This window comes from Kocuria sp. CPCC 205261 (assembly GCF_040981025.1).
Taxonomy (GTDB): Bacteria; Actinomycetota; Actinomycetes; order Actinomycetales; family Micrococcaceae; genus Kocuria; species Kocuria marina.
The window spans coordinates 588934-601722 of the sequence record NZ_JAVKPU010000001.1; the positions used below are offsets into that span (position 1 = coordinate 588934).

Consider the following 12789-nt stretch of genomic DNA (forward strand, 5'->3'; position numbering starts at 1 on the left):
TGGGGCGTGGGGGCCGCGAGGTGGGCTGCCGATGGATGCGATGGATGCTCGGGGCGACATCGGATCCAGGGGTGTCCCCGCCGATGCCTAGGCGAGGGCGGGCGGTCCGCGGTATCCGCAGACGGAGGAGAGCAGGAGCTGATCGGCCAGTGCGCGCGGCGAGGTCCAGGAGGTCCGCCGCGGCACGGCCGTGGTGACCGGGCGCAGGGCCAGGACAAGGATGCGCAGCACGCGCAGGGACACGGCGTCCAGGAGGCGGAACGCCGCGGTCTCGCCGTGGCGCAGCAGAGCGTAGGTGGCCACGGCCGCCACGGCGTGGGCGGCGAGCATGCCGCACCCGTGATGCGCCGCGGGCAACACCGAGATCACCACGGCGGGACCGTCCGCCGTGGAGGTCGCGTGGTGGTGGGTGTAGTCGATCGCGTGGGCCATCCCGCCGGACTGGGCGTACAGGGTGTGCAGCAACGCCTGACTCAGCAGGACGCTACCGGCCACGCTCCAGCGTGAGAGCACCCGTCCCGCGAGCAGCATGCACAGCGGGGCCGCCAGACACATGGACAGCGCGATGATCAGCAGGGAGGGCCACGTCCCGTCCACCGCGGCGTGCGAACCGGCCGCAAGCGTGGTGGCCAGGAAGGCGGCCACCCAGCCCCGGGCAAGTCGGCGCGCGCGAGGGGACACCGAACACCTCCGGGACTCACGGGGAAAGGATGGGATTCCATTATGCGCCACCGCGCGGGGAACAACGAACCCGGCGGCCCCGCGGAAGGGGTGGGGTGGCGCGCATGCGGAAGGGACCGTTCACGGAGTGCGTGAACGGTCCCTTCGAGCACCGGGTCCTGGGACCCGCTGGGCTTACCTCACTTGGAGGAAACAGCAGCCTTCAGCTTGGAGCCCGCAGTGAGCTTGACACCGTGTCCAGCCGGGATCTGGATGGCCTCGCCGGTCTGCGGGTTGCGACCCTGACGCGCGGCGCGGTCGGTGCGCTCCACGGAGAGCCAGCCGGGGATGGTGATCTTCTCGCCCTTGGAAACGGAGCTCTCGAAAACCTGGAACAGGGAGTCGAGAACGCCGTTGACGGCGGCCTGGGTGCTACCGGACTTCTCGGCAACCTCTGCAACGAGTTCGCTGCGGTTCATAGCCATGTGCTTGTCCTCCTGGACTGGGTTGGCATTCGCTGGGGAAGGGGCGACCGGGGGTCGGGTCCTTCCGGTGCAGAAATTACCAGCTGGACTTGTAGATACCGGGCAATTCGCCGCGGTGAGCCATGTCGCGGAAGCGCACGCGGGAGATCCCGAAGCGCTGGAAGGTGCCGCGGGGGCGACCGTCGATCTGGTCGCGGTTGCGCACGCGCACGGGGGAAGCGTCACGGGGGAGCTTCTGCAGACCCAGGCGGGCCTCCTCGCGAGCCTCGGGGGACGCGTTCTCGTCCACGAGGGTCTTCTTCAGTTCAGCGCGCTTGGCGGCATAACGCTCGACGACGACCTTGCGCTGCTCGTTCTTGGCGATCTTTGACTTCTTGGCCATGTCTCAGCGCTCCTCGCGGAAATCGACGTGCTTGCGGACCACCGGGTCGTACTTCTTCATGACGAGGCGATCGGGGTTGTTGCGGCGGTTCTTACGGGTGACGTAGGTGAACCCGGTACCGGCCGTGGACTTGAGCTTGATGATGGGACGTACGTCCTTGTCCTTGGCCATCTCAGATCTTCTCCCCACGTGCGATGAGTTCGTTGACCACGGCGTCGATGCCGCGCGCATCGATGACCTTGATGCCCTTGGCGCTCAGGTTGAGCGTGACGTTGCGACGCAACGAGGGCACCCAGTAACGCTTCTTCTGGATGTTCGGGTTCCACCGACGCTTGGTGCGGCGGTGCGAGTGCGAGATGCTGTGGCCAAAGCCCGGCTGGGCCCCGGTCACCTGGCAGTGCGCTGCCATAGTGTTCTCCTCCAATGTCCAATGTCGACGAAATGACGGCACGCATGGTCGCCGCCGAGCGGTTTCCCGCCGGCAGCCATAGCCAAGAGTGGTCCGCCACCTCAAGAAAATGCCACCGTTCGCGCGCCGGGCGTGATGGGTTTACCCCGCGGCAGTACCGGTCAGGGCACTCGCTACGACGAAGACGGTGAAGATCAAGGCGCCGGTAGATGGACTCCACCACACGACAGCCTTAGATTCTAGGCTTCTACGGACTCGCTCGCAAATCCGAAGGCGGAAACGGTGCGATTGCGCGCCCCTCGATCCTAGCCTCTGGCTCGCAACGGACCAACTCGTCCGCCCCGCCGTGACGGGCCCCACGAACGGCGCACCCAGGGGAGAATCCCTCCGGGAAGAGCCCCCGGAAAAACCGCCGAAGAACACAACGGGAAACACGCGAGGGTGGCGGTCCGTCCATGACCCGGTCCGCCACCCCGACACGTTTTCTTCGGCCCCATCCCCTCACCCAGGGGATTAGTTAAGGTAATTCTTACCTAATCCCCCGGGCGGGGCAACCCCCTGACAGGATCGTGCCGGAGTGAGTGCTCAGAACTCGCCCGTGAACGGGTCCGCCACGTCCCGGTGTTCGGGCTGTTCCGGCGCCTTGGCCTTGGGATCCCGGCGATGCGTACCTAGCGCGCCGTTGACCACGTCCACGAGCGAGTTGACCCGCTCGGACCCCGGGAGGGATTCGAGCATCACGGGCCGGCCATCCGAGTCCGCGAGCGGGACCCGCCAATTCGGGTACTCGTCGCTCGTGCCGGGCTGGTTCTGGATCCGCTTCTCCCCGACCGCGTCCACGAGGGAGACGTTGATCAACACGGACGGCGCGTCGCACAGGTAGCGGTGGATCGCCTCGATCCTGGCCTGCTCCCCCGGGTCTTCATCCCGGGGCAGATAGCCGGCATCCGCGACCGCGGTGAAGAAAGTGTCCAGCTGACGGCGTGCCTCCTCCCGTTCCTCCTCCGGCGAGCGCGCGAGCAGTCCCAGGTCCTCGCGCAGTTGCAGCTGCACGCCCTCGAGGTAGCCCGCCGTGGGCGGGAGGTCGTGGGTGTTCACGGAGGCCATGCACAGTTCGCGGTAGCGGGAGGGGTCCAGGGGGACGTCCCCGTCCATCTCGAACCACATGATGGAGGTTCCCAGCACGCCCTTGCGCTCCAGGAACTCGCGCACACTGTCCTCCACGGTGCCGAGGTCCTCACCCACGACCACCACGCCGGCGAGCTCGGCCTCGAGGGCCAGGACGCCCACCATGGCCTCGTGGTCGTAGTACACGTAGGTCCCGTCCGAGGCCTGGTTGCCATCGGGGATCCACCACAACCGGAAAAGTCCCGCCACGTGGTCGATCCGCACACCCCCGCCATGACGGAAGATGTTGCCGAGCATCTGCCGCCACGGCCGGTACCCCGCCTCGGCGAGCTTGCGGGGATCCCACGGCGGCTGACTCCAGTCCTGACCCAGCTGGTTGTACATGTCCGCGGGGGCACCCACGCTCACCCCGGGGGCCAGGACGTCCTGCAACGCCCACGCGTCCGCGCCCTGCTTGTGCACCCCCACCGCGAGATCGTGCACCACACCGATGTCCATCCCGGCCCGGTACGCGGCACGCTGCGCGGCCTCGAGCTGCTCGTCGAGCAGCCACTGCAACCACACATGGAAACTGATCCGGTGGCGCAACCGGGTACGCGCCTCCTGGGCGTACGGCGCCTCCGGGGAACTCGCCTCGTCCCGCCACAGGGGTGAGTCCTCCCCGAGCTCCTCCCGCAGGGCGCACCACAGCGCGAAGTCCTGCAGGGGTTGCCCGGCATGCGCCACGAACGCCTCGAGCTGTTGCTGGCGGTAGGGCGAACGGCGCACGGTGAACAGCAGTTCGAGACTCTTCAGCTTCGCGGCGTAGGCGGAATCGCGGTCGATCGTGCTGGGGTCCAGCACGGCCTTGCGTTGCACCGCGGCGAGTTGGGCCACGACCTCACGGTCCCCCGGACGCAGGTACGGGAACTCCGCGACGTCGCTGATCCGCAGGTACAGCGGGTTGAAGAAGCGTCGGCTCGAGGGCAGGTACGGGGAGGGCTCCACGGGAGGCGTGGGTTCCGCGGCATGCAGGGGGTTGATGAGCACGTAGTCCGCGCCCTGCACACCGCTGATGGCGGCCAGGGACGCGAGGTCCGAGAGGTCCCCCACGCCCCACGAGCGGGAGGACATCACCGAGTACAGCTGGGCCATGTAGCCCCACCGGCGGCGCCCGCGCAGCCGGTCCGTGGTGCTGAGGCGCTGCGGGGTCACCGCCACGTCGATGCTATTGCGCTGCCCCGAGCCCGTCCGGGCCTCGAGACGGTACCAGCCCAGCGGGAGGTCTCGGGGCAGTTCGTAGGGCACGCGCTCGCGGACCGTGTCTTCGACCTCGCGGGTCTCGGGAGCCACGTCGGGCGCCGGGTGCAGCTCGCGCACCGCGTCCGGATCGTCCTCGGGCCACAACCGCACCCGCACGGTGTCCCCCTGCGTGGTAGCCACGGGCACGATGGCCTCACACTGCTCCTCCGCGATCACCACGGGCGGCAGCAGCTCGCGCCACGGCGCCAGCTCGCGGTCGCGCAGACTGCGCCGCGCGGCGTCGTCGTCCGAGACGTCCGCGCCGAGCGCCGTGAGGACACGGCGCAACGTCCGCTCCGGCACGGTCTCGACTCCCCCGTCGAAGCCCCGGTACTCCGTGGCCACCCCGTACTCGGTGGCCAAGCGCTGCACAGTCGTTTCCCCTGAAGTTCCTGCGTTCTCCGCCATGCCCCCACTCTAGCCACCGGGGACGGGTCCCCTCGGTCGACGACGACGCCGCTGCCCACCGCGATCACGCCCGGAGCGCCGCGCGGACACGCCGGACACGTCGGGGGCACGTGGTTGACTGGGGGGCATGGATACCACCCTGCCCGGCCCGGGCCCGCACTGGCGCCCGCGCGCCGTCGTCTTCGACTGCGACGGCGTGCTCATGGACACCGAGAGCGCGTGGGCGCGTGTGCAGGCCCAGGTCGCCGAATCGTTCGGCGTGACGCTCGACGAGCGCGCGGGCACGTCCCTCATGGGGCTGTCCGCCGCGGACGTGGCCCGGGACATCTCGCGGCGCGCGGCAGCCGTGGCCGAGCAGCGGGACGAGCCCGCTCCCGGGTTCGACGGCGTGTACGAGCGGCTCGTGCGCACCGAGGAGGACGTGGTCGGTGAGGTCCTGGAACCGTTACCGGGCGCGATCGAGACCGTGCGGGCGTGCGCCCAGCGGGTCCCGGTAGCCGTGGCGAGCAACTCCACCCGCGGGATCCTGGATCGGAAGATGCACGCGATCGGCCTCGCGGACGTCGTCGTGACGTGGGTCAGCGCGCAGGACGTACCCCGCGGCAAACCCGCCCCGGACATCTACGAGGAGGCCGCGCGGCGCCTGGGCGTGGAGCCCGCAGACGCGCTTGCTGTCGAGGACTCCCCCGCGGGCACCGCAGCCGCGGTTGCCGCGGGACTGTGGGTGCTGGGAGTGCCCCACGGCCACGACGAACCCATCACGTCCCACTTCCGGGCGGAGTCGTTGGCCGACCCCGCGGTCGGGGACATGCTGCGGGTGTGGGGACTGCCGCTGTAGGTGCGGGGAGTCCGCAGCTGGGCCCGCTGGACGGACCCCGCGGCGGATCAGCTGTTCCAGAGGCCGTAGGTCTCCGCGAGTTCCGAGACCTTCTTGGCGCGCGCGAGGCGCGGGAGGTAGGAACCGTCCGCACCGGCGTGACCGGACTCGGCCTGCTCGATCATCTCACGGGCCCAGCGGATCTCCTGATCGCTCGGGGCCAACGCGTGATTGATGCCGTCCGCCTGGTCCGGGTTCAGGCACAGTTTGCCCGTCATGCCCATGGACTGCGTGACCTTGCACGCGGCCTCGAGCTCCGCCCCGGACACCCCGTTGGTGGGGCCGTCGATGGGACCGGGCAGCTCACCCACCCGCGACGCCGTGACCAGGGTCGAGCGCGCGAACGCCAGGGCCATGGCGTCCCCTGAGGCACCGGTGTCACGGCGGAAGTCGCCCACACCGAACGCGAGCCGGAACACGCCCGGGGCGCGCGCGATGTCGTACGCGTTCATGAGGCCCACGGCGGACTCGATCAGTGCGACCACAGGGATTCCCGCGTGGCTCATCATGGCGGTCTTGGTGATGTGGTCCGGGTGCTCGGTCTTGGCGAGCACGATGCCCCGCAGGTTGTCGACCTCATTCAGCGCGGCCAGGTCCTTCTCCCAGTGCGGGGTGGTGATGTCGTTGATCCGCACCCATGCGCTCACGCCCTGGTGCATGGCCTCCATCATGTCCTCACGGGCGCGGTCCTTGTCCTCCTCCGGCACCGCGTCCTCGATGTCCAGGATCACGGAGTCCGCTTCCGAGGCCAGCGCGGGCGCGAACAGCGACGTGTCCGCCGCGGACGTCAGCAACCACGAGCGGGAGAGTCGCGCGGGAAGTGCAGCGGCGCGTTGGTTACGGTACGGGGCCATGGGTCTCCTGGGGAAGTGGGTGGGATCGGCCTGGGGCGTTCGGGGCGGCTCGTCGCACCCCGCGGGACGACGGCGTCAGGGCGCGATTCGTAACCGTGGGATCGGGGTGTCGTCCGGGACCGCGACGAGCGCCCATCGGGTGCGGTACGGCGGCGGTGCCGCGCGGGTGAAGTCAACCGACACGCGACATCAACCCTAGTACGAGGGGCCATCGAGCGTCGTCGGGCCGGGGCACAAAAGCCCCCGCCGGGGGTTTGTGGGGATCCCACGAGGATGCGCGAACCACCCCGGCGTCGCGCGATGAGAAGCGGCCTCCGTACGGCATGGCGTACCCCCGGTGAGGGTGCTCAACACTACACGGGCGCACGCGGCCCCCGGGCGGGTCCTGCGCATCGTCCGGGGGCCGCGTGAGGTGATCAGGAGGCGAGCGGGGTGTGGTCCGGGTCCACTCGCTCGTCGTCCCGCACGGGACCCGATGCCGTGGCACCGGGGGCGAACGGGGAGCCGCCCAGCGACTCGCGACCGTGGGGGCTCGTCCAGTTCTCCAGGGACGGGCCGAGCGGCACGATGCCGGACGGGTTGATGTCCCGGTGCACGACGAAGTAGTGCTCCTTGATCTGCTGGAAGTCCACGGTGTCGCCGAAGCCCGGGGTCTGGAACAGATCGCGCGCGTAACCCCACAGGTTGGGCATCTCCGTGAGCTTGTTCCGGGACGCCTTGAAGTGGCTCACGTACACCGGGTCGAAACGTGCGAGGGTGGTGAACAAGCGCACGTCCGCCTCGGTGATGTGATCGCCCATGAGGTAGCGCTGGCCGGAGAGCCGTTCCTCGACCCAGTCCATGGCCGTCCACAACCGCTCGTACGCAGACTCGTAGGCCTCCTGCGAGCCCGCGAAACCGCAGCGGTACACACCGTTGTTGATCTCGGTGTAGATGCGGTGCATCACCTCGCGCATCTCGGGCACGAGATCCTCGGGCCACAGATCGGGGGCGCCCTCCCGGTGGAACTGCTTCCACTCGGTGCTGAAGTCCTCGGTGATCTGCGGGAAATTGTTGGTCACCACCTGGCCCGTGGGAATGTCCACGATGGCCGGCACGGTGATCCCCCGGGGGTAGTCCGGGAAGCGCTTGAAGTAGTTCTCCTGCAGCCGCTCGGTGCCCAGCACGGGGTCGCGCCCGTCCGGGTCCAGGTCGAAACGCCACGAACGGGAATCGTGCGTGGGTCCGGGCAGGCCCACCGAGATGGCGTCCTCGAGGCCCAGCAGGCGGCGCACGATCAGCGTGCGGTTGGCCCACGGGCACGCCCGCGCGGCCACCAACCGGTACCGACCGGCCTCCACTGGCCACGCCCGGGCGCCTTCGGCCAGTTCCGCGTGCTCCGGGTCCGCCACGATGCGGTCCTCGATGTAGGTGGTGTCGCGGTTGTACTCCTCGCCCTCGTGGACGTAAGCCCCAGCGGTGGAGTAGCGCCCGTCCTCGGCCTGTTCGATGTTCTGGGTCGTGGAATCCAACATGCTGTACCTTCCGTGAATATATTTTGATGATACGTCACCAATCCTCGAGTGGGGTAGCCCCGGGGTGCCCTGGACCGCGCGGAGGACTCGCGCGGAGGGCTACAGTGGCCCTGTCGAAACACCCCGCGTGAGCCCGTTGTCCCCTCACCCGAGAACTTGCCCATGACTTCTGCCCAACACCCACGGGACGAGCACGACCCGTCCGATTCCCCCTCCCAGGACGCACCGTCACGCGGCGGCGCGCGGTCACCCGTGCCCGCTCCCCGCGAACGCCCGACCTACGGCATCCGCACCACGGGTCCCGGGGACGCGCAGGGTCCCGGGGGCCCGCAGGGTTCCGCTGACCAGGACACCCAGTCTGCTTCGGGCGGAACGACGGCACCCGGCTCGGCCGCCTCCCCGACCGCGGCGCCGTCCGCTGGGTTCCCGTCCGCCGCGACCCCGCGCCTGGCTGCGTCCCCGTCAGCGGAGGCCCGCGCGGCGTCGTCGCGTGCGGCACGGCGCATGGGCCGCGGGCTGTCCTTCACCGTGGTCCTGCTGGGGCTGCTCGTCGGCCTCGGTCTGATCGCGCAGGGCGCGTGGCTCGGCTGGGTCATCGGGGCGGTCCTCACGGTGGCCGGGGTCGCGGGGTACGCGCTCGTGCAGACCCGGGCGCTGCCGATCTTCCGGGATCCCACGCAACCCGTGCGCCGTGCGTGGTCCAAGCTGTGGCTGATCCCTGCGGCCCTGCTGCTCCTGGGCCTCGGCTGCATCGCCACGGCCTTCGTAGTCCCCTCGTGGCTCGGGCCCTCCGTGCCCGCGGACCTGCTGGACGACTACATCCTGGCGTTCATCGTGGGTGGGATGACCATGATCGTGGGTGCCGGGCTCGGTTTCGGCCTCGTGGCCACGTCCCGGCTCACCCGGCCCGACGACGACGATTCGCCCCTTCGCCCCACGGACTACGCCGAGCGACTGCGTGACCGGGACCGGCGGGACGAAGGCAACTATTACGATTCGGACTGGATCAGACACGACCCCCGGGACTGACACCCCCGCCCACCCGCCAGCCCCCGCCTCGCGCGGCGCACCACGAGGAAACACCCATGGACAGCACGACCGGCACCCGGCACACGCCGTGGCTCAGCGACACCGAGGACCGGGTGTGGCGCTGCTTCCTGACCCTGTCCCGCAGCATGGAGCGCGCGGTGGACCGGCAGCTGCAACGTGACAGCAAACTGTCCGGATCCGAGTACGAGGTCCTCGTCCCGCTGTCCGAGAGCGACTCGGGGGAACTGCCTTCGCGTGAATTGCTCCGGGAACTGGGCTGGGAACGCTCGCGGTTGTCCCACATGCTCTCCCGTATGGAACGGCGGGACATGATCTGCCGCTCCCCCAGCCCCACCGATGCCCGCGGACTCGTGGTGGGGATCACCGAGCACGGGCGCGAGGTCATCGCGCGCGCGGCCCCCGCCCACCTGGAGATGGTGCGTGCCGCGTTCATGGACCGGCTCAGCGAGGAGGAACAGACGGCCCTGGTGAGCATCGCGGACAAGGTGTTGCCGCGCTTGCGGTCCATGGATCTCGCCTGACGGACCTTCGAGCCGTGGTCCTCGCGGTGGACCCCGGGGCTTGCCGCAGCCGACGGGTCCCGCGGGTTTCTAGGAAAAAGGCCCGTTAACAGGGGACGGGTCCTGCCACTTGGGGGATCGGCAGGACCCGTCGGACATCCCGAATCTGGGGGAGATCGGGACGCCGGCCAGCCGGGGGATCATCCGGGCGCGTATTTGGGGGGATGCGCCCGGGCCACTTCGGCCGACAACACGATTTTATGCAGCAACTACATTGATACGCAAGTAAAGCTACTGATGATCCCGGGAATCGACGAGGACCCCCGGAAATCCGGGGGTCCGCTGCATCACAAGTAGACTTATTTCGTTATATTCACATGCTTTGTATTGTCCCCCGGTCAGGTGTGATCGTCCACGCCTGTTTCCCTCCGAGGTTCGGCACCCTTAACCGGTGCAACTGACCGCTGCAGTCGACCGTTGCAATGACCCATCCTCGGCCGGCGCAGCTGACCGCTGCCGGTGACCCACCTCCAGCTGGCATCGCTGACCGATGCCACCGGTGGGCACGCCAACGAAAGCACCCCACCACCGTGCGCGAACACGGGGTCGGGGTGCGCCGTCGTAACGGGACCGAGCGAAAGACTCAGCGGCTCTCGCCTTCCTTGGCGAGTACGTAGTCGTACTGGACCTCGTTGCCGGAGCCGTCCGCGCGCTCCTGCACATCCAGCATGAGCTCGGGCTTCACAGCCGAGGCGATGTCGTCCTCGTTGTGCGGGTCACCCGGGAAGTAGAGCTGCTGGGTGACCATCTGGTAGCCGGGAGCGGAGACCTTGATGTGGATGTGCGCGGGGCGCCACGCGTGCCAGCCGGCGGCGGCGATCAGCTGACCGCACGCACCGTCCGTGGGGATCTGGTACGGAGCGGGCTGCATGGTGTGGATCTCGAAGTGCCCGTTCTCGTCCGCCTTGACGGTGCCGCGGAAGAGCCACTCGGGCATGTCCGGCGCGTACTGGGAGTAGAACCCGGCGGCGTCGGCGTGCCAGATCTCCACCTGGGCGTCCTTGATGGGGTTGCCGTCGGTGTCGGTGAAGTCACCGTGGAACAGTAGCGGGGTGCCCTCCTCATCCTCGCGCATCTCGAGCGTGGCAGGGGTCTGCAGTTCGGGGGCGTTCGACACGTAGTAGGGGCCCTCGATGGTGCCCACGGTGCCCGGGCGCTCCTTGGAGTTGACGTCCTCCACGGTGTGCTCGAGCCACACGTCCAGGAACAGCGGCCACTCACCATCCGTGCCCACCTTGATGAGCCAGGCCTTCAGGGCGTTGTACTCCTCATAGGTGACCTCGTGCTCTTCCACGATGTCGTTGGCAGCCTTGATGAGCGCACCCGCGAGCAGCGAGACGCGCTCCTTGGGGACGTCGAGCTTGGACTTCTTGCCGGAAGCGGCGAAACGCTCGGTGGCCTTGGTACCGGCTTCGACGGCGGTGCCCTGGCTCTCCTTGAGGTGTGCGGCGGAAGGGTTGTCAGTCATGGTGACCTCCACGGTTCTCGTAGCAGATGGGGACGCCCGGGGGTGATGGCAGCTGCCCCTCGCTCCGCGCTCCGGACCCGTCGATCGGACCCCTGGCCGGATGGCGACCGTGAGGCACGCAACTGCGGTCCGTGACGTCCATCTCAGATTAGTGCGGCGAATCTATATTCAACAAATATTTAATCCGGTGTTACTCATTCTATAAAGCGAAAAAATGACCCCAGGTTCAGCCTAGGGTTCCCCCTGATATGAGTGGGGTCACCCTCCATCAGTATGAGGGATACGCACCTGCTGGTTCACCTGCGGGATCGCGCCCCTCAGGCCCCTCGGTCCCGCACCCGCACCACCTCGTGGGCTGACGTCGGCGCCCAATGTTCAAGGAGTTACGCCATGACCGAGACCCTGAGCCGTTTGCACGACGTCCTCGACGGCGCCGTCGAGGACGACCGCACGGAGGGGATCATCCGCGCCAAGCGCGAGATCTTCACCGACGCCGAGATCTTCGAGCTCGAGATGAAGCACATCTTCGAGGGCAACTGGGTGTACCTGGCCCACGATACGCAGATCCCCAACGTGGGCGACTACTTCACCACGTACATCGGCCATCAGCCCATCGTGATCTCCCGGGACAAGAACGGTGAACTGCACGCCCTGATCACCGCGTGCGCCCACCGCGGTGCCATGCTGTGCCGCCGCAAGACCGACAACCGCACCACGTTCACCTGCCCGTTCCACGGCTGGACGTTCCGCAACTCCGGTGAGCTGCTCAAGGTCAAGGACTCCCGCGGCGCCGGCTACCCGGAGAACTTCAACAAGGACGGCTCCCACGACCTCACCAAGGTAGCCCGTTTCGAGAACTACAAGGGCTTCCTGTTCGGATCGCTGAACCCGGATGTCCTACCCCTCGAGGAGCACCTGGGTGACGCCACCAAAGTGATCGACTCCATCGTGGCGCAGTCCCCGGAGGGCCTCGAGGTGCTGCGTGGCGCGTCCACCTACACCTACGACGGCAACTGGAAGGTGCAGATGGAGAACGGCGCGGACGGTTACCACGTGACCGCCACGCACTGGAACTACGCCGCCACCACCTCCCGCCGTACCGCGGGTGACTCGACCAACAGCACCAAGGCCATGGACGCCGGCAAGTGGGGCAAGGCCAAGGGCGGGTTCTACTCGTTCGAGCACGGCCACCTGCTGCTGTGGCAAGAATGGGGCAACCCCCCAGGACCGCCCCCTGTGGGACCGCCGCGAGGAGCTCGTGGAGAAGTACGGCGAGGAGATGGCTAACTTCATGATCAACATCTCCCGCAACCTGTGCCTGTACCCGAACGTGTACCTCATGGACCAGTTCTCCTCCCAGATCCGTCACGTGCGCCCCATCGCCGTGGACAAGACCGAGGTCACCATCTACTGCATCGCTCCCAAGGGTGAGTCGGACAAGTCCCGCGCCCACCGGATCCGCCAGTACGAGGACTTCTTCAACGCCACCGGTATGGCCACCCCGGACGATCTCGAGGAGTTCCGCTCCTGCCAGAAGACGTACCAGGCCACCTCCGCGCCGTGGAACGACATGAGCCGCGGCATGGCCCACGAGATCAAGGGCCCGGACGAGCAGGCCACCGCGCTCGGCTTGACCAACGTCCTGGCCTCCGGTGTGCGCACCGAGGACGAGGGCCTTTACCCCGTCCAGCACAGCTACTGGAAGCAGGTCAT

The 12789-nt window shown here is 68.2% G+C and carries 14 protein-coding genes; 4 read left to right on the top strand and 10 right to left on the bottom strand.

Annotated elements, in window-relative coordinates; genetic code table 11:
* Window positions 1-87: 87 nt before the first annotated feature.
* The 6 genes from RF646_RS02730 to malQ form a co-directional block, all read right to left on the bottom strand.
* A complete protein-coding gene (locus RF646_RS02730) occupies window positions 88-681 on the bottom strand; it encodes a hypothetical protein (protein WP_368835129.1) in 594 nt (197 codons plus the stop codon).
* A gap of 179 nt (window positions 682-860) precedes the next feature.
* The gene (locus RF646_RS02735) at window positions 861-1145 is read right to left on the bottom strand and encodes an HU family DNA-binding protein (protein WP_064847404.1); all 285 of its coding nucleotides are present in this window, start codon (window positions 1143-1145) and stop codon (window positions 861-863) included.
* Between the two features lie 76 nt (window positions 1146-1221).
* Window positions 1222-1527: a 30S ribosomal protein S14 gene (gene rpsN, locus RF646_RS02740; RefSeq protein ID WP_064847405.1), complete on the bottom strand. Its 306-nt coding sequence runs from the start codon at window positions 1525-1527 to the stop codon at window positions 1222-1224.
* 3 nt (window positions 1528-1530) lie between these two features.
* On the bottom strand, window positions 1531-1698 hold the full coding sequence (rpmG, locus tag RF646_RS02745) for a 50S ribosomal protein L33 (protein WP_012397435.1): 168 nt from the start codon (window positions 1696-1698) through the stop codon (window positions 1531-1533).
* A 1-nt stretch (window position 1699) separates the two neighbouring features.
* A complete protein-coding gene (gene rpmB / locus RF646_RS02750; RefSeq protein WP_012397434.1) occupies window positions 1700-1936 on the bottom strand; it encodes a 50S ribosomal protein L28 in 237 nt (78 codons plus the stop codon).
* A gap of 585 nt (window positions 1937-2521) precedes the next feature.
* Window positions 2522-4753 carry a 4-alpha-glucanotransferase gene (malQ, locus tag RF646_RS02755; RefSeq protein WP_368835130.1) on the bottom strand — a complete coding sequence of 744 codons (2232 nt, stop codon included), beginning with the start codon at window positions 4751-4753 and terminating at the stop codon, window positions 2522-2524.
* Between the two features lie 127 nt (window positions 4754-4880).
* Here malQ and RF646_RS02760 point away from each other — a divergent pair, with 127 nt between their 5' ends.
* Window positions 4881-5591, top strand: coding sequence for an HAD family hydrolase (locus tag RF646_RS02760; RefSeq protein ID WP_368835131.1), 711 nt, complete (start codon window positions 4881-4883; stop codon window positions 5589-5591).
* A 47-nt stretch (window positions 5592-5638) separates the two neighbouring features.
* On the opposite strand, the gene RF646_RS02765 is transcribed toward RF646_RS02760, so the two are convergent.
* The gene (locus RF646_RS02765) at window positions 5639-6484 is read right to left on the bottom strand and encodes a CoA ester lyase (RefSeq protein WP_368835132.1); all 846 of its coding nucleotides are present in this window, start codon (window positions 6482-6484) and stop codon (window positions 5639-5641) included.
* A 416-nt stretch (window positions 6485-6900) separates the two neighbouring features.
* Window positions 6901-7998, bottom strand: a complete 1098-nt coding sequence (locus RF646_RS02770; RefSeq protein ID WP_368835133.1) for a glutathione S-transferase family protein — start codon at window positions 7996-7998, stop codon at window positions 6901-6903.
* A gap of 162 nt (window positions 7999-8160) precedes the next feature.
* On the opposite strand from RF646_RS02770, the gene RF646_RS02775 reads away from it, so the two are divergent.
* Together RF646_RS02775 and RF646_RS02780 are read left to right on the top strand one after the other, a co-directional pair.
* Complete coding sequence (locus RF646_RS02775) at window positions 8161-9027, top strand: hypothetical protein (protein WP_368835134.1); 867 nt, start codon at window positions 8161-8163, stop codon at window positions 9025-9027.
* A 56-nt stretch (window positions 9028-9083) separates the two neighbouring features.
* The gene (locus tag RF646_RS02780; protein ID WP_368835135.1) at window positions 9084-9569 is read left to right on the top strand and encodes a MarR family winged helix-turn-helix transcriptional regulator; all 486 of its coding nucleotides are present in this window, start codon (window positions 9084-9086) and stop codon (window positions 9567-9569) included.
* 622 nt (window positions 9570-10191) lie between these two features.
* On the opposite strand, the gene catA is transcribed toward RF646_RS02780, so the two are convergent.
* Window positions 10192-11076, bottom strand: coding sequence for a catechol 1,2-dioxygenase (gene catA / locus RF646_RS02785; protein WP_368835136.1), 885 nt, complete (start codon window positions 11074-11076; stop codon window positions 10192-10194).
* A gap of 390 nt (window positions 11077-11466) precedes the next feature.
* On the opposite strand from catA, the gene RF646_RS02790 reads away from it, so the two are divergent.
* On the top strand, window positions 11467-12363 hold the full coding sequence (locus RF646_RS02790) for a Rieske 2Fe-2S domain-containing protein (protein ID WP_368835137.1): 897 nt from the start codon (window positions 11467-11469) through the stop codon (window positions 12361-12363).
* Window positions 12364-12483: 120 nt separating this feature from the next.
* Here RF646_RS02790 and RF646_RS02795 read toward each other — a convergent pair whose 3' ends face one another.
* The gene (locus RF646_RS02795; protein ID WP_368835138.1) at window positions 12484-12738 is read right to left on the bottom strand and encodes a hypothetical protein; all 255 of its coding nucleotides are present in this window, start codon (window positions 12736-12738) and stop codon (window positions 12484-12486) included.
* Window positions 12739-12789: the final 51 nt, after the last annotated feature.

Bases quoted from the DNA above. Each gene is read 5' to 3' on its own strand.
- RF646_RS02765 (WP_368835132.1), bottom strand. From the start codon at position 6,484: ATGGCCCCGTACCGTAACCAACGCGCCGCTGCACTTCCCGCGCGACTC.
- rpmG (WP_012397435.1), bottom strand. From the start codon at position 1,698: ATGGCCAAGGACAAGGACGTACGTCCCATCATCAAGCTCAAGTCCACG.
- RF646_RS02770 (WP_368835133.1), bottom strand. From the start codon at position 7,998: ATGTTGGATTCCACGACCCAGAACATCGAACAGGCCGAGGACGGGCGC.
- RF646_RS02790 (WP_368835137.1), top strand. From the start codon at position 11,467: ATGACCGAGACCCTGAGCCGTTTGCACGACGTCCTCGACGGCGCCGTC.
- catA (WP_368835136.1), bottom strand. From the start codon at position 11,076: ATGACTGACAACCCTTCCGCCGCACACCTCAAGGAGAGCCAGGGCACC.
- rpmB (WP_012397434.1), bottom strand. From the start codon at position 1,936: ATGGCAGCGCACTGCCAGGTGACCGGGGCCCAGCCGGGCTTTGGCCAC.
- RF646_RS02780 (WP_368835135.1), top strand. From the start codon at position 9,084: ATGGACAGCACGACCGGCACCCGGCACACGCCGTGGCTCAGCGACACC.
- RF646_RS02775 (WP_368835134.1), top strand. From the start codon at position 8,161: ATGACTTCTGCCCAACACCCACGGGACGAGCACGACCCGTCCGATTCC.
- malQ (WP_368835130.1), bottom strand. From the start codon at position 4,753: ATGGCGGAGAACGCAGGAACTTCAGGGGAAACGACTGTGCAGCGCTTG.
- rpsN (WP_064847405.1), bottom strand. From the start codon at position 1,527: ATGGCCAAGAAGTCAAAGATCGCCAAGAACGAGCAGCGCAAGGTCGTC.
- RF646_RS02735 (WP_064847404.1), bottom strand. From the start codon at position 1,145: ATGGCTATGAACCGCAGCGAACTCGTTGCAGAGGTTGCCGAGAAGTCC.
- RF646_RS02760 (WP_368835131.1), top strand. From the start codon at position 4,881: ATGGATACCACCCTGCCCGGCCCGGGCCCGCACTGGCGCCCGCGCGCC.